The organism is Micromonospora sediminicola (assembly GCF_900089585.1).
GTDB lineage: Bacteria > Actinomycetota > Actinomycetes > Mycobacteriales > Micromonosporaceae > Micromonospora > Micromonospora sediminicola.
Genome location: NZ_FLRH01000003.1, coordinates 2,339,143 through 2,353,416, shown reverse-complemented (window position 1 = coordinate 2,353,416; position 14,274 = coordinate 2,339,143). Strand labels below are relative to the sequence as shown.

At 74.6% G+C, this 14,274-nt stretch carries 13 protein-coding genes and 1 pseudogene; 7 read left to right on the top strand and 7 right to left on the bottom strand.

What is annotated here, in order from left to right; genetic code table 11:
- The first annotated feature begins 128 nt into the window (after positions 1-128).
- On the top strand, positions 129-377 hold the full coding sequence (locus GA0070622_RS11680) for a hypothetical protein (RefSeq protein WP_172968087.1): 249 nt from the start codon (positions 129-131) through the stop codon (positions 375-377).
- Here the strand turns inward: GA0070622_RS11680 and GA0070622_RS11675 are convergent.
- The 5 genes and pseudogenes from GA0070622_RS11675 to GA0070622_RS11660 form a co-directional block, all read right to left on the bottom strand.
- The gene (locus tag GA0070622_RS11675; RefSeq protein WP_091573320.1) at positions 370-948 is read right to left on the bottom strand and encodes a Trp biosynthesis-associated membrane protein; all 579 of its coding nucleotides are present in this window, start codon (positions 946-948) and stop codon (positions 370-372) included. The two genes, GA0070622_RS11680 and GA0070622_RS11675, sit on opposite strands and share 8 nt — an antisense overlap.
- The gene (locus GA0070622_RS11670) at positions 945-2,498 is read right to left on the bottom strand and encodes an anthranilate synthase component I (RefSeq protein WP_091573319.1); all 1,554 of its coding nucleotides are present in this window, start codon (positions 2,496-2,498) and stop codon (positions 945-947) included. The genes GA0070622_RS11675 and GA0070622_RS11670 overlap by 4 nt, the downstream gene beginning before the upstream one ends.
- Positions 2,495-2,929: a phosphoribosyl-AMP cyclohydrolase gene (hisI, locus tag GA0070622_RS33050; protein ID WP_425412776.1), complete on the bottom strand. Its 435-nt coding sequence runs from the start codon at positions 2,927-2,929 to the stop codon at positions 2,495-2,497. The genes GA0070622_RS11670 and hisI overlap by 4 nt, the downstream gene beginning before the upstream one ends.
- Before the next feature lie 237 nt (positions 2,930-3,166).
- Positions 3,167-3,760, bottom strand: a pseudogene (locus tag GA0070622_RS33045) (phosphoribosyl-AMP cyclohydrolase); the annotation flags it as partial.
- A gap of 164 nt (positions 3,761-3,924) precedes the next feature.
- Positions 3,925-4,314 carry a MerR family transcriptional regulator gene (locus GA0070622_RS11660; RefSeq protein ID WP_091573318.1) on the bottom strand — a complete coding sequence of 130 codons (390 nt, stop codon included), beginning with the start codon at positions 4,312-4,314 and terminating at the stop codon, positions 3,925-3,927.
- Positions 4,315-4,420: 106 nt separating this feature from the next.
- Between GA0070622_RS11660 and GA0070622_RS11655 the strand changes: the two genes are divergently transcribed.
- Genes GA0070622_RS11655 through GA0070622_RS11645 form a run of 3 tightly spaced genes read left to right on the top strand, consistent with a single transcriptional unit; the run spans position 4,421 to position 6,494 of the window.
- Complete coding sequence (locus tag GA0070622_RS11655; RefSeq protein WP_091573317.1) at positions 4,421-5,143, top strand: ABC transporter ATP-binding protein; 723 nt, start codon at positions 4,421-4,423, stop codon at positions 5,141-5,143.
- On the top strand, positions 5,140-5,895 hold the full coding sequence (locus GA0070622_RS11650; RefSeq protein WP_091573316.1) for an ABC transporter permease: 756 nt from the start codon (positions 5,140-5,142) through the stop codon (positions 5,893-5,895). The genes GA0070622_RS11655 and GA0070622_RS11650 overlap by 4 nt, the downstream gene beginning before the upstream one ends.
- Positions 5,892-6,494, top strand: a complete 603-nt coding sequence (locus GA0070622_RS11645) for a TetR/AcrR family transcriptional regulator (RefSeq protein ID WP_091573315.1) — start codon at positions 5,892-5,894, stop codon at positions 6,492-6,494. Before GA0070622_RS11650 ends, GA0070622_RS11645 begins: the two co-directional genes overlap by 4 nt.
- A gap of 104 nt (positions 6,495-6,598) precedes the next feature.
- Here GA0070622_RS11645 and GA0070622_RS11640 read toward each other — a convergent pair whose 3' ends face one another.
- Positions 6,599-8,380, bottom strand: a complete 1,782-nt coding sequence (locus GA0070622_RS11640) for an ABC transporter ATP-binding protein (RefSeq protein WP_091573314.1) — start codon at positions 8,378-8,380, stop codon at positions 6,599-6,601.
- A 114-nt stretch (positions 8,381-8,494) separates the two neighbouring features.
- Entirely contained in the window at positions 8,495-10,369 is a 1,875-nt protein-coding gene (locus tag GA0070622_RS11635) for an ABC transporter ATP-binding protein (RefSeq protein ID WP_176710449.1), read from the bottom strand.
- A 195-nt stretch (positions 10,370-10,564) separates the two neighbouring features.
- On the opposite strand from GA0070622_RS11635, the gene GA0070622_RS11630 reads away from it, so the two are divergent.
- The 3 genes from GA0070622_RS11630 (at position 10,565) to GA0070622_RS11620 (ending at position 14,240) form a co-directional block, all read left to right on the top strand.
- On the top strand, positions 10,565-11,194 hold the full coding sequence (locus GA0070622_RS11630) for a TIGR03085 family metal-binding protein (protein WP_091577206.1): 630 nt from the start codon (positions 10,565-10,567) through the stop codon (positions 11,192-11,194).
- Between the two features lie 129 nt (positions 11,195-11,323).
- Positions 11,324-12,274, top strand: coding sequence for a terpene synthase family protein (locus tag GA0070622_RS11625; protein WP_091573312.1), 951 nt, complete (start codon positions 11,324-11,326; stop codon positions 12,272-12,274).
- A gap of 139 nt (positions 12,275-12,413) precedes the next feature.
- Positions 12,414-14,240, top strand: a complete 1,827-nt coding sequence (locus GA0070622_RS11620) for an AMP-dependent synthetase/ligase (RefSeq protein ID WP_091573311.1) — start codon at positions 12,414-12,416, stop codon at positions 14,238-14,240.
- Positions 14,241-14,274 lie beyond the last annotated feature (34 nt).

Genomic DNA, 14,274 nt, shown 5'->3' with positions numbered 1-14,274 from the left:
GGCTTCACGGCGCCGAAACGTGAGCCCGGCAGCATGGTCCTCGGGCAGACTCGACGAGGCGGCTGCCGACCGTCACCAACGATCTCGTGCGGGGTGAACCAGTGAGCGTCAACGGGCCGAACCAGACCATGGGCCTGACCACCATCTCCCGGACCGTCGCCTCCCTCGCCGTCGGCGTGGTGCACACGCTGGAACGCGCGGTGGCGGGCGACGGCCGCACCCGTACCGCCCGGGGCAACGCCTGGGAGGCGGTCTGCGCCGATCGCGCCCGGGCCGCACAGCGTCGGGAGCTGGAGCGGCTGGTGGCCGAGCTGGCCGCCGCCCGGGCCGCGGCCCGTGAGCGCCGGGACGCGCGCGAGGCCCAGCCGGTCAGCTGACCGTCGGGTCCTCGCCCCGGTCCAGCGCGTCCCACGCGTCCCGGGCGCCCCGCTCGACCGCCGGCCGCTCGGCGCCGCCCGGCGCGGCCGACGACGACGCCGCCCGCCGCTCGTAGCGGGCGCCCATCGCCGGCCACCCGCCGCCCCGCAGCGCCGCGAACGCGCCACCGGCGGCCAGGGCCAGGCCGCCCGCCAGCACCAGCGCCGGCCAGTGCCGGCTCACCCCCGACTCGGCGAGCCCGATCCCACCGCCCAGCGCCACGGCCAGGCCGATGCCGGCCAACAGCGCGCCCAGCACCCGGCGCAGCCGCCCCCCGGTCGCCAGCAGCGCGCCGCCGCCGGCCAGCCCGACCCAGGCCAGCGCCGACACCCACGGCAGCAGCTCCGCGCCGGTGCGGCCCGGCCGCCCGGGCGGCAGCGACCCGCGGGTGGTCACCTCGACCGACCAGGTCCGGGTCACCGCCCAGCAGGCCAGGCCCGCGCCGGCCAGGCAGAGCAGCACCGCGTACGCCAGCTCGCGCCGGCCCCGGGCGGCGGGCGCGCCGGTCGCGGGCGTCCCGGACGCGCTCATCGGGCCGGCCGCAACGTCTCGGCGGCGGCGATCGCGGCGAGCACCGCGGCGGCCTTGCTCCGGGTCTCCTGCTCCTCGGCGGCGGGGTCGGAATCGGCCACCACCCCGGCGCCGGCCTGCACGTAGGCGCGGCCGTCGCGGATCAGCGCGGTGCGGATGGCGATCGCCATGTCCAGGTCGCCGCCGAAGGCGAAGTAGCCGACGGTGCCGCCGTAGACGCCACGGCGGACCGGTTCCAGCTCTTCGATGATCTCCATGGCGCGGACCTTGGGCGCGCCGGAGAGCGTGCCGGCGGGGAACGTGGCGGCCAGCGCGTCGAACGCGGTGCGGTCCTCCCGCAGCTCGCCGACCACTGTGGAGACGATGTGCATGACGTGGCTGTAGCGCTCGATGGTGGCGAACTCCGGCACCTCCACGGTGCCCGGCCGGCAGACCCGGCCCAGGTCGTTGCGGCCCAGGTCGACGAGCATGACGTGCTCGGCGCGCTCCTTCGGGTCGGCCAGCAGCTCGGTGGCGAACTTGGCGTCGCCCTCCGGTGAGCCGCCGCGCGGGCGGGTGCCCGCGATCGGGTGCAGCAGGGCCCGGCGCCGCCCGCCCGGCCCGCCGCTGACCTTGAGGTGCGCCTCCGGGGACGAGCCGACGATGTCGAAGCCGTCGAAGCGCAGCAGGTACATGTACGGGCTGGGGTTGGTGGTGCGCAGCACCCGGTAGACGTCGAGCGGGTCCGCGTCGGTGGGACGCTCGAAACGCTGGCTGAGCACGATCTGGAAGCACTCACCGGCCCGGATCGCCTCCTTGGCCGCCTCCACCGCCCTGGGGTATCCGCCCTCCGGTGTCCGGCTCACCACCTCGCCCACGCCGGGCCGGCCGACCGTGGCGACCATGGGCGGAATCGGACGGGACAGCGCGGTGGTCATCGCGTCGAGGCGGCCCACCGCGTGGTGGTACGCGGCGGTGACCCGCTCGTCCCGGTCGGGCGCGTCCGGCGGCGGAAGGACCGCGTTGGCGACCAGGATCGCCGAGCCCTCGTAGTGGTCGAGCACCACCAGGTCGGTGGCGAGCATCATGCCCAGCTCGGGCACGTCCAGCTCGTCGCGGGTCAGCGCGGGCAGCCGCTCGAACCGGCGGACCAGGTCGTAGCCGAGGTAGCCGACCAGGCCGCCGGTGAGCGGCGGCATGTCGCCGGCCGGGTCCCAGGCCGGGCCGGCGAGCGCGGCGACGGTCTCCCGGAGCACGGCGACCGGGTCGCCGGTGGTGGGCACGCCGGCCGGCGGCGTACCGGTCCAGTGGGCCGCGCCGTCCCGCTCGGTGAGCGTGGCGGCGCTGCGTACGCCGATGAACGAGTAGCGCGACCAGGCGGTCCCGGCCGCCCCGACGCCCTGCTCGGCGGACTCCAGCAGGAACGTGCCCGGCCCGCCGGCGAGCTTGCGGTAGACCCCGACCGGGGTCTCGGCGTCGGCGAGCAGCCGCCGGGTCACCGGCACGACCCGCCAGCGGGCCGCCAGCTCGGCGAAGGTGGTCCGGTCCGGGGTGAGCGCGCCGTCGGTCACGGGGTCGACTCCGGCGAGCTGACCGGCAGGTCGGTGAAGAAGCAGGTGCGGTGCCCGGTGTGGCAGGCCGCGCCGACCTGCTCCACGCTGACCAGCAGCGCGTCGCCGTCGCAGTCGAGCGCCACCGAGCGGACGTACTGGTGGTGGCCGGAGGTGGCGCCCTTGACCCAGTATTCCCCCCGGCTGCGCGACCAGTAGGTGGCCCGGCCGGTGGTGAGCGTGCGGTGCAGCGCCTCGTCGTCCATCCAGGCGACCATCAGCACCTCACCCGAGTCGTGCGCGCGGACCACGGCGGCGACCAGGCCGTCGGGGGTGCGGCGCAGCTTGGCCGCGATGGCCGGGTCGAGCCGGGAGGGGCGGGCCGGGCCGGGGGCCGCGGCGCCGCCGGAGCGGGCGGGGGCGCCGGTCACCGGCGCGTCAGAGGCGGGCACGGTTGACCATTCTCCCGCACGCGGCGTCGGCACCGCCGACGTGTCCCGGGGGACGGGCCCGACCGGGTCCAGCGCCCGGCCCAACTGCCGCAGGTAGCGCTCCACCCGGCCGTCGACCAGGGCCTCGGCCAGGTCCGTGCCGGCCACCTCGGCGATCTCCCCGGCGTACGGGCGGACCAGCGGGAGGATCCCGCGGACCAGGCGGCCGGCGGCGGCGCCGACCTCGGCCGGGTCGGCGGGGCGCAGACCGAGGCAGAGCAGCATGTCCGTGCGGTAGCCGGGGGGCGCGACCGGCAGGTCCAGCGCGGCGGTCAGGGCGGCCCGGCGGGACACCACCCGCACCGACGGGTTGGCCAGCCGCAGCACCGAGGGGCAGAGCCGGGCCAGGTCGGCCGCGGCCAGCCGGACGCCGACCGGGTCGTCGGCCCAGTGGGCGCCGGCCACCTTGCCCAGCGTGGCGATCAGCTCCTCCAGGCGCGGCTCGTCGGCGGGCTGGCAGAGCACCGGCAGGTCGATCCGGCGACGCCACTCGGGCACCGCCCAGAGCAGGCGGGCGGGCGCGGTGACGGGCAGCCCGAAGGCCCAGTCGGCGGGCTGACCGAGCCGGTGCACCCAGGAGCGGACGTCCCGGGCGGCCACCGAGACGTGCACCAGCCGGCCGTCGAACTCGGTCAGGTAGGCGCGGCGGGCCGCGTACGGGCCGGCGGGGCGGGCCGGGGCGGTGGTTCCGGGGGTGCGGACCGCGCGGTCGTCGTCGGCCGCGACGAGCACGTCCACGTCGACGTCGCTGTGTTCGGTGGCGGCCCGCCGGGCGTGGCTGCCACGCAGCATGATCCCGACGACCGGCCGGTCCGCGGCCTGCCGCAGGCGGGCGGCCCACTCGTCGAGGAATCCGGACTCGGGCAACGAAGCGGGACCCACCGCGACATGGTGCCGGAAGTCCGATCTTCGGCGCAATGCCCGATGGCGGACCGGGTGTCCGCTACTGGGCGACTTCAGCCCAGTTCCTCCTCCGCCCTCCGGTACGCGTCGATCTTGTGGTCGAGGACCGTCAGGTCCTCGGTCAGTTCGGCCATCCGGGCCAGCACGCGGGCCCGGTGCGCCTCGAACAGCGCCCGCCGCGCGCCGAGCGTGCGATCACCCTGCCGGGCCAGCTCGGCGTAGCGGCGCATGTCCCGCACCGGCATCCCGGTGCGGCGCAGCCGGGTGAGCAGGAACAGCCAACTGACGTCGTCGTCGGTGTAGCGCCGCCGACCCGCCGAGTCCCGCCCGACGGGGGCGACCAGCCCCTCCTGCTCGTACCAGCGCAGCGTGTAGGTGGTCAGGCCGACCCGCTCCGCCGCCTCGCCCACGCTGAGGCTCTTCTCCCGGATACCGATGTCCACCGGTCCAGGCTTCCAGTTCGAGTCCGCTCGAAGTCAAGCCCGTTGACCGGACGGAAGAATTCATCTAGCGTTGATTTCAACGGTTGATGACTTATCGGAGGCGGACATGGACGACGCGGTGTCGGTCCGTGACCTGGTGATCGAGCGCGGCAAACGGCGGGTGCTGCACGGCATCAGCTGCGCCGTGCCCCGGGGCACGGTCACCGGGCTGCTGGGACCCAGCGGCAGTGGCAAGACCACGCTGATGCGCGCCGTCGTCGGGGTGCAGAGCGTGCGCTCCGGCGCGGTCGACGTGCTCGGCCGTCCGGCCGGATCGGCCGACCTGCGCCACCGGGTCGGCTACCTGACGCAGGCGCCCAGCGTCTACGCCGACCTGACCGTGCGGGAGAACGCCCGCTACTTCGCCGTGCTGCACGGCCGGGGGCACGCCGAGGCCGACCGGGCGGTGGCCGACGTCGGCCTGGCCGCGGCGGCCGGGCAACTGGTCGGCACGCTCTCCGGCGGTCAGCGCAGCCGCGCCTCGCTGGCCTGCGCCCTGGTCGGGGACCCGGAGCTGGTGGTGCTGGACGAGCCCACCGTGGGCCAGGACCCGGTGCTGCGGGCCGACCTCTGGGCCCGGTTCCACGCGATGGCCGCCGCCGGCACCACGCTGCTGGTCTCCAGCCACGTGATGGACGAGGCGGCACGCTGCGACCGGCTGCTGCTGATCCGCGAGGGGCGGCTGGTCGCCGACGACACCCCGGCCGCGGTGCGCGCCGCCACCGGCGTGGACGACCTGGAGGAGGCGTTCCTGCGCCTGATCCGCGGCAGCGAGGAGGCCGGCGCGTGAACCCGAAGATCCTGACCGCCACCGTCGCGCGGATCCTGCGCCAACTGCGGCACGACCGGCGCACCGTGGCGCTGCTCGTCGTGGTGCCGGTCGTGCTGCTCACCCTGGTCTACTTCATGTACGTCGACCAGCCCACCCCACCCGGTGCGCCGAGCACCTTCGACCGGGTGGCGCTGATCATGCTGGGCTTCTTCCCGTTCATCATCATGTTCCTGGTGACCAGCATCGCCATGCTCCGCGAACGCACCACCGGCACGCTGGAACGGCTGCTCACCACCCCGCTGGGCAAGCTCGACCTGCTCTTCGGCTACGGCATCGCGTTCGGCCTGGCCGGGGTGGTGCAGTCCACCGTCGCCTCGCTGGTGGCCTACCAGGTGTTCGGGTTGGACACCGCCGGCAGTCCTTGGCTGGTGGTCCTGATCGCCGGGGTGAACGCGGTGCTGGCCGTGGCGCTCGGTCTGTTCTGCTCGGCCTTCGCCCGCACCGAGTTCCAGGCCGTGCAGTTCATGCCGGTGGTGGTCGCCCCGCAACTGCTGCTGTGCGGGCTGTTCGTGCCGCGCGGGCAGATGGCCGGCTGGCTCCAGGCGGTCAGCGACGCGCTGCCGCTGTCGTACGCGGTCGAGGCCTTGCAGGAGGTCGGCGCGCACGCCGAGCCGACCGGCACCATGTGGCGCGACGTGGCGATCGTGGCCGGCGCGGCGGTGGCGGCGCTGGTGCTGGCCGCCGCGACGCTGCGCCGGCGCAGCGGATGAGCCCACGTCGCACCGGCCGGCGGCCCGGCAACCCGGACACCCGGGAGTCGATCCTGGCCGCCGCCCGGGCCGCCTTCGCCGAGCGCGGCTTCGACGCCACCCCGATCCGGGCGGTCGCCGCCGCCGCCGCTGTGGACCCGGCGCTGGTGCACCACTACTTCGGCACCAAGGAGGACCTGTTCCGGGCCGCGATGGCGATCCCGATCGACCCGGCCGAGCTGGTGCCCCGGGTGCTGGCGGGGGGCCGGGACGAGGTCGGCGAACGAATGGTCCGCACGTTCCTGGGCGTCTGGGACTCCCCGGCCGGGACCGCCGCGGTGGCCCTGCTCCGCTCCGCCGTGAGCAACCAGTGGACCGCCCGCCTGCTGCGCGAGTTCCTGACCACGCAGATCCTGCGCCGGGTCGTCGACCGGCTCGACCTCGACCCGGCCGAGGTGCCGCTGCGGGGCGCGCTGGTCGCCACCCAGATCGCCGGCCTGGCCATGATGCGCTACGTGATCCGCCTGGAACCGGTCGCGTCCGCGACGCCGGACACCCTGGCCGCCACGATCGGCCCGACCGTCCAGCGCTACCTCACCGGCCCGCTGGACGGGGGCTGACCCGTCCCCCGCGCCGATCTTGCACTTGCTGCCCGGACGAAAGGGGACGATCCACCCCTACCGGGGGCCGAAAATGCAAGATCGCGGGCGTTCCGGGTGACGGGTCAGCGGGTCTGTTCCAGCCAGGAGGCGTAGAGCAGGGCGTAGACCGAGTCGGTGTCGCGGACCAGCTCGTCGTGCGGGCCGCGCTGCACGATCCGGCCCCGGTCCACCACGATCACCTCGTCCGCGGCCTGCGCGGTGGAGAGCCGGTGCGCGATGGCCAGCGTGGTCCGGCCCCGGGTGACCGCGTCCAACGTGCGTTGCAGGCGTACCTCGGTGGCCGGGTCGACGGCGCTGGTCGCCTCGTCGAGGACCAGCAGGTCCGGGTCGGCGACGTACGCGCGGGCCAGCGCCACGAGCTGCCGCTCACCCACGCTGAGGGCCTCGCCGCGCTCCCCCACCGGGGTGTCCAGCCCGGCCGGCAGGCCGGCCAGCCAGTCGGCCAGGCCCAGCTCGGTGAAGGCGGCGGTGAGCCGCTCGTCGGTCAGGTCGGGGCGGGCGAAGCGGACGTTCTCCCCGACCGTGGCGTCGAACAGGAAGCCGTCCTGCGGCACCATCACCACCCGGGTGCGCAGCGAGTCGAAGCGCACCCGGCGCAGGTCGACGCCGGAGAGCAGCACCTCCCCCTCGCTCGGGTCCATCAGCCGGGTGAGCAGCTTGGCGAAGGTGGTCTTGCCGCTGCCGGTCTCGCCCACCACCGCCACCCGGCTCTTCGCCGGGATGTCCAGCGTCACGTCGTGCAGCACCGGCGGGCCGCCCGGGTAGGCGAACGTCACGCCGGCGAAGCGGACGTCCAGCGGACCGGCCGGCAGGTCCCGCCCCTGCGTGCCCGGGTCGGCCACGTCCGGGGCGACGTCGAGCACGTCGAGCACCCGACGCCAGCCGGCGATCGCGTTCTGCGCCTCGTTGAGCACCTCGGTGGCGATCTGCACCGGCTGGATGAAGAGCGTGACCAGGAACAGGAACGCGGTGAGCTGGCCGACCGACAGCGTCCGGTCGACGCCGAGGTTGACCCCGACCACCACCACCCCGGCCAGCGCCAGACCGGCGGCCAGCTCGCCGACCGAACTGCCCAGGATGCTGATCCGGATCGCCCGCTGCTGGGCCAGCCGCTGCCCGTCGATCGCCGCGTCCAGCCGCCGCGCGGTGCGCCCGGCGATCCCGTACGCCCGGATCACCGGGGCGCCCACCACGCTCTCGCCGATCGCGCCGAGCAGCGTGCCGGTCCGCTGCCGGACCAGCCCGTACGCGCCGGCCAGCCGGCGCTGCAACGACCGGATGATCAGCACCGCGGGCGTGAACGCGATGAGCACCACCAGCGTCAACTGCCAGGAGTACGCGAGCATCACGGCGGTGGTGACCAGCAGCTGCCCCAGGTTCACGATCAGGATCACGCCGCCCCACTGGAGGAACTGGGTGATCTGGTCGACGTCGCTGGTGACCCGGGAGACCAGCGAGCCACGCCGCTCCGACTGCTGGTGCAGCATGGACAGGTCGTGCACGTGCCGGAAAGCCCGGGTGCGCACCCCGGCCAGCGCGGTCTCGCTGACCGTGAACAGCCGGCGCATCATCAGATAGCCGCAGGCGGTCGTCACCACCAGCACGGCGGCCGTGATCGTCACGGTCAGCGAGATGACGTCCAGGTCGAGCCCGCCGACGATGCCGTGGTCGATGCCGCGCTGCACCGCCACCGGCACGGCCACCCGGCCGATCATGTAGACCAGGGCCAGCGCCAGCGTGCCGGCGAGCCCGGTCTTCAGCTCCGGGGAGAGCGCCAGCCCGCGCCGCAGCGTCCGCCAGGTCGACTCGGTCCGTGCCTCGGCCGTGGTCGCGCTCGCGCTCACCGGGCCCGCCCTTCGTTCGCGACTGCGGGGCTCCGCTTCGCTGCACTCCTCGCGCTCACCGGGCCCGCCCTTCGTTCGCGACTGCGGGGCTCCGCTTCGCTGCACTCCTCGCGCTCACCGGTCCACCTCCATCTCCAGGCCGGAGGGCACCGGCGCGACCTCGTCGTACGTGCGCTTCTGCTCGCGCTCCTGCTCGGCCTGCTCGTACGCGGTGACCAGGTCGACGTAGCCGGGCACGGTGGCCAGCAGCTCGCTGTGCGTGCCCCGGGCCACCACCCGGCCCTGCTCCACGTAGATCACCTCGTCGGCCAGCGCGATGGTGGCCCGCCGGTACGCCACGACCAGGATCGACGCCGACGCGCCGCCGTCACCGGGGGTCCGCAGGCCGGCCAGGATGGCCGCCTCGACCCGCGGGTCGACGGCGCTCGTGGCGTCGTCGAGCACCAGCAGCCGGGGCCGCCCGGCCAGCGCCCGCGCCAGCGTCAACCGCTGCCGCTGGCCGCCGGAGAGCGAGGTGCCGCGCTCGCCGACCATGGTGTCCAGTCCGTCCGGCAGGGCGGCGACGAAACCGTCCGCCTCGGCCAGCCGCAGCGCCGCCCACACCTCGTCGTCGCCGATGCCGTCGCGGTCGAGCGTGATGTTGGCCCGGACCGTGTCGTCGAAGACGAAGGGCACCTGGGCCACCAGCGCCACGGTCGCGGCGAGCGATGCGGCGGTCAACTCCCGCACGTCGACGCCGTCGAGCGTGACCCGGCCGGAGCCCGGGTCGACCAGCCGCACGGCCAGCGACGCGATGGTGGACTTGCCGGCCCCGGTCGGCCCGACCAGCGCGACGGTCTTCCCGGCCGGCACGGTGAACGTCACCTCGCCGAGCACCTCGGCGCCGGGCAGGTGCGCCTCGGCCGGCTCGTACCCGAAGTGCACGTCGTCGAAGCCCAGCGTGGCCGGTGTGCGGGTGGCCGGGTCGAACGCGACCTCGCCGTAGGGCATCTCGCCGGTGGTGTCGAGGACCCGGCGGACCCGGTCCCAGCCGGCGACGCTGCGCGGCAGCTCGGCCAGCACCCAACCGATGGCCCGCACCGGGAAGGCCAGCACGGTGAACAGGAACGCCACGCTGACCAGCTCGGTCACCGTGATCGCGCCCTGCCGCAGCCGGATCGCGCCGACCACCAGCACGGCGAGGGTGCCGAGGCTGGGCAGCGTCTCCAGCATCGGGTCGAAGACGCCGCGCAGTCGACCGACCGAGATGAGCGCGTCGCGCAGGTCGCCGGCGCGGGCGGCGAAACGGGCGGTCTCCTGCGCCTCCCGGCCCATGGTCTTGACCACCAGCGCGCCGTCGAAGCTCTCGTGCGCGATGCCGCTGACCTCGGCGCGCAGGCGCTGGGCCCGGGCCTGGCGGGGCGCCATCCGGCGGGAGTAGACCACGTTGAGCGCGAACAGCGCGGGAAAGACCGCGAGGCCGACCAGCGCGAGCGCCCAGTCGGTGACGAAGAGCGAGGCCACCGCGCCGACCAGCATCACCAGCGTGCCGACCGCGAACGGCAGCGGCGCGATCGGATACCAGGCGGCTTCGACATCGGAGTTGGCGTTGGACAGCAACGTGCCGGTGGAGTTGCGGTGGTGCCAGGCCAGCGGCAGGTCCAGGTAGCGGCGGGTGACCCGGCGGCGGTAGGCGGCCTGGAGCCGGTACTGCATGTAGCCGGCGCCGAGTCGCCGACCGAAGATGCCGACCACCCGCAGCACGCTGATGCCGAACAGCGCCGCGGCGGCGAGCGCGAGGACCCCGCCGCCCACCTCGCCGCGCTCGACCGCCGGCACCACCACCTCGCCGACCACGCCGCCGACCACGTACGCGCTGGCGATCACGAGGAGGCCGAAGAGCACACTGCCGGTCACCGCCACCGCGAAGATGCGCGGTTGCTCCCGGATCGCCCGGCCGAGCACCCGTAGCCCTCTGCCGAGCACGTCCCGACTTGTCCCGCTCGCCACGCTCTCCCCCGCCGTAAGCCGCCCGTTTCTCCCCCATCCTTACCGCACCCCGCCAGGTCCGCCGACCCGCCGGGGATATGTCCGCCGTCACGTTCCTCGGCGGACCTGGGCGGACCACGCCGCGTGGTCGGCCGGTCGCCGCCGCCGCGCCGGCCACGGCGCGCCGATCGGTCCGCCCGGGCCTACGATCGGGCCATGCCGCGGTACGCCCGGGCGGAGCGCGAGGCGCTCGCCGATCTGATGCTGGAACTGGGACCGGACGCGCCGACGGTCAACGAGGGGTGGACCACCCGTGACCTGGCGGCGCACCTGCTGGTGCGTGAGCGCCGGCCGGACGCGGCCGGTGGGATCCTGCTGCCGCCGCTGCGCGGACACGGCGAGTCGGTCCGCCGGCGGATCGCCGCCGGGCCCTACCCGGAGCTGGTGGCCCGGGTGCGCCGCCCGCCGCTGTGGAGCCCGGTGAGCAATCCGCTCACCGACGAGCTGGCCAACGGGCTGGAGTTCTTCATCCACCACGAGGACGTCCGCCGGGCCCGGCCCGGCTGGCACCCGCGCGACCTGCCGGCGGGGCAGCAGCGGGTGCTCTGGAAGCGGGTCGGCCTGCTGGCCCGGATGGCGTTGCGCCGCTTCCCGGCCGAGGTGCTGGTGCAGGCGCCCGGTCACGGCGAGCTGCGGGCGGGGCGCGGCGGCGAACGACTGCGGGTGGTGGGCGCGCCGGGCGAACTCGTCCTGTTCCTCACCGGCCGGCAGCGGGTGGCCCGGGTCCAGGTGGACGGCCCGGTCGAGCGGGCCGACCGGCTGCGCGCGGCCGAACTGGGGTTCTGACCGAGCGTGCGCGGCGGGTCACCGTGCCAGGTGGAAATTGCACAACCCAACGACGGTGACCGATCGAGCCTGCCGTACGCTCCTGCCCGCCGCCCGACCCCCGCCGGCGGCGGACAGGGGACAGAACCGATGCGTGGCTTCGCGCTCTCGGCGCTGCACGAGCCGCCCTTCCCGGCGCGGCGGCACCCCGACGTCGAGCGGATCGCGCGGGAGAGCGCCGGCTGGGTGGGTGACCTGGGCCTGGTCGACGACCCGGCGGGACGACGCCGACTGGCCGGCGCGCACGCCGCCGAACTGGCCGGACGGGCGTCCCCGCAGGCGTCCCCGGACGGCCTGCGCCTGCTGACCGATCTGATCAACTGGCTGTTCGTGATGGACGACGCCTGCGACGACGACGGCCTGGGCGCGGATCCCACCCGGCTCGCCCCGACCGTGGCGGCGCTGCTGGCCGTGCTCGACCGGCACGGCGACCCGGACGCGCCCGCGCCGAGCGACGCCGGGCCGCTCGCCGTCGCGCTCGACGACCTGTGCCGACGGGTCCGTGGGCAGCGTCAGCCGGCGTTGCTGCTGCGCCTGGTCAGCCAGTTGCGGGAATACCTGCTGGCGCTGCTGTGGGAGGCGGCCAACCGGGAGCACCGGCGGGTGCCCGGGGTGGCCGAGTACACGCAGATGCGCCGGCACACCGGCGGCGTACGCCCCAGCTTCACCGTGACCGACCTGGCGCGCACGCCCCGGACCGGTGCGGCGCAGCGGTCCGAGCCGGCGCTGGCCGCGCTGGACGCCCTCGCCACCGACCTGGTGTGCTGGTGCAACGACCTGTTCTCCTACGGCAAGGAGCGCGGCGTCGCCCCGGAGGCGCACAACCTGGTCACCACCATCGCGGGCGAGAACGGGCAGGACGAGCCGGCGGCGCTGCGCGCGGCGGCGGCCCGGTTCAACACCGCCCTCGCCACCTACGCGGAGCGGGACGCGGCGCTGGCGGGCGCGGCCGACGACGGGGTGCGGGCGTTCCTGGACACCCGGCGGGACTGGATCCGGGCCACGTACGACTGGTCCCGCGCGGCCGCCCGCTACACCTGATCCGGGTTCCAGGACGCGGGACCGGCATGGTACGCGCCGGCCGGGGCTAGCCGCTGCCCCGGTGCAGGCAATACCCTTCGGTAACCGCAGATCGGCGTGACCCCCGTCACGTCCCTCCACCCTGAAGGCGGCTACAGCGATGGCTCTCGATGTACCGTACCGTTCCGTACCCGACATGTTCCTCAAGCGCGTGGCGGATTCCCCCGACCGGCAGGCGTTCGCCCACCCCGCACCCGACGACTCGGGCCCGGTCTGGCTGACGTGGGAGCAGGTCGGGCAGCGCGCCAAGGCGATCGCGGCCGGGCTGCACGGGCTCGGTGTCGGCCTGGAGGACCCGGTGGCGATCCTGGCCAACACCCGGCTGGAGTGGGTGCTCGCCGACTTCGGCATCATGTGCGCCGGCGGGGCCACCACCACCGTCTACCCGACCACCGAACCCGACGACGCGGTCTACATCGTCGCCGACTCCGGGTCGCGGGTGCTGTTCGCGGAGAACGCCGCCCAGGCGGCGAAGATCGCCGGCGCGGAGCTGCCGGCCCTGACCCACGTGGTGCTCTTCGACGGCACGCCCGACCCGGCCGCCGGCGTACCCCAGCTCACCCTGGCCGAGCTGGAGGAGCGCGGAGCCGCCGCGCTGGCCGCCGAGCCCGACCTGATCGACATGCTGGTCGCGGGGATCGGGCCGGACCATCTGGCCACCCTGATCTACACCTCCGGCACCACCGGCCGCCCGAAGGGCGTGGAGCTGCTGCACGGCGGCTGGTGCTGGGAGGGCGTGGCGCAGGCCGAGCTGGGCCTGCTGCGGGTCGACGACCTGCAGTACCTGTGGCTGCCGCTGTCCCACTCGTTCGGCAAGACGCTGCTCTGCGGCGCCACCCACGTCGGCCTGCCCACCTACGTCGACGGCCGGGTGGACAAGCTGGTCGAGCTGCTCGGCGTGGTCCGCCCGACGCTCATGTGCGGCGCGCCCCGGGTCTTCGAGAAGGTCTACAACAAGGCGGTCACCACCGCGCAGGGCGCCGGCGGCGCGAAGGCCAAGATCTTCGCCTGGGGCGTCGCGGTCGGCAAGGAGAAGGTCGCGCTGGAGCAGGCCGGCAAGCCGGTCCCGGCCGGCCTGCGGCTGAAGTACGCGCTCGCCGAGAAACTCGTCTTCAGCAAGCTCCAGGCCCGGCTCGGCGGCCGGATGCGGGTGCTGGTCTCCGGCGCGGCGCCGCTGAGCAAGGAGATCGCCACGTTCTTCGCCGCCGCGAACCTGCCCATCTCCGAGGGCTACGGTCTCACTGAGACCAGCGCCGGCGCCTTCGTCAACCCGCCCGGCGGCCTGAAGATCGGCAGCGTGGGCCGGGCCATGGGCGACCTGGAGTGCCGGATCGACACCGACGGCGAGATCCTGATGCGCGGTCGTCCGGTCATGCGCGGCTACCACAATCTGCCCCAGGAGACCGCCGAGGCGTTCACCGCCGACGGCTTCTTCCGCACCGGCGACATCGGCACCCTCGACGACGACGGCTACCTGCGCATCACCGACCGGAAGAAGGACCTGGTCAAGACGTCCGGCGGCAAGTACGTCGCGCCGTCGCACATCGAGGGCATGTTCAAGGCGGTCTGCCCGTACACCTCCCAGGCGGTGGTGATCGGCCAGGCCCGCAACTACTGCACCATGCTGGTCACCCTGGACCCGGACGCGATCAAGGGCTGGGCCGCCGGCACCCCGCTGGAGGGCAGCGACTACACCACGATCGTCACCTCGCCGCAGGCGCGGGAGATGGTCGAGGGCTACGTGGCCGAGCTGAACGCCAAGCTCAACCGCTGGGAGACGATCAAGAAGGTGACGATCCTCCCCCGCGACCTCACCATCGAGGACGGCGAGGTCACCCCGTCGCTGAAGATCAAGCGCCGCAGCGTGGAGACCAACTTCGCCGGCGAGATCGACAAGATGTACGAGGGCACGCTCGCCGAGCTGTAGCGACGCCCACGAGGCCGACCGGCCGCGCCCCACC

Bases quoted from the DNA above. Each gene is read 5' to 3' on its own strand.
- GA0070622_RS11675 (WP_091573320.1), bottom strand. From the start codon at position 948: ATGAGCGCGTCCGGGACGCCCGCGACCGGCGCGCCCGCCGCCCGGGGC.
- GA0070622_RS11620 (WP_091573311.1), top strand. From the start codon at position 12,414: ATGGCTCTCGATGTACCGTACCGTTCCGTACCCGACATGTTCCTCAAG.
- GA0070622_RS11680 (WP_172968087.1), top strand. From the start codon at position 129: ATGGGCCTGACCACCATCTCCCGGACCGTCGCCTCCCTCGCCGTCGGC.
- GA0070622_RS11625 (WP_091573312.1), top strand. From the start codon at position 11,324: ATGCGTGGCTTCGCGCTCTCGGCGCTGCACGAGCCGCCCTTCCCGGCG.
- GA0070622_RS11645 (WP_091573315.1), top strand. From the start codon at position 5,892: ATGAGCCCACGTCGCACCGGCCGGCGGCCCGGCAACCCGGACACCCGG.
- GA0070622_RS11655 (WP_091573317.1), top strand. From the start codon at position 4,421: ATGGACGACGCGGTGTCGGTCCGTGACCTGGTGATCGAGCGCGGCAAA.
- GA0070622_RS11630 (WP_091577206.1), top strand. From the start codon at position 10,565: ATGCCGCGGTACGCCCGGGCGGAGCGCGAGGCGCTCGCCGATCTGATG.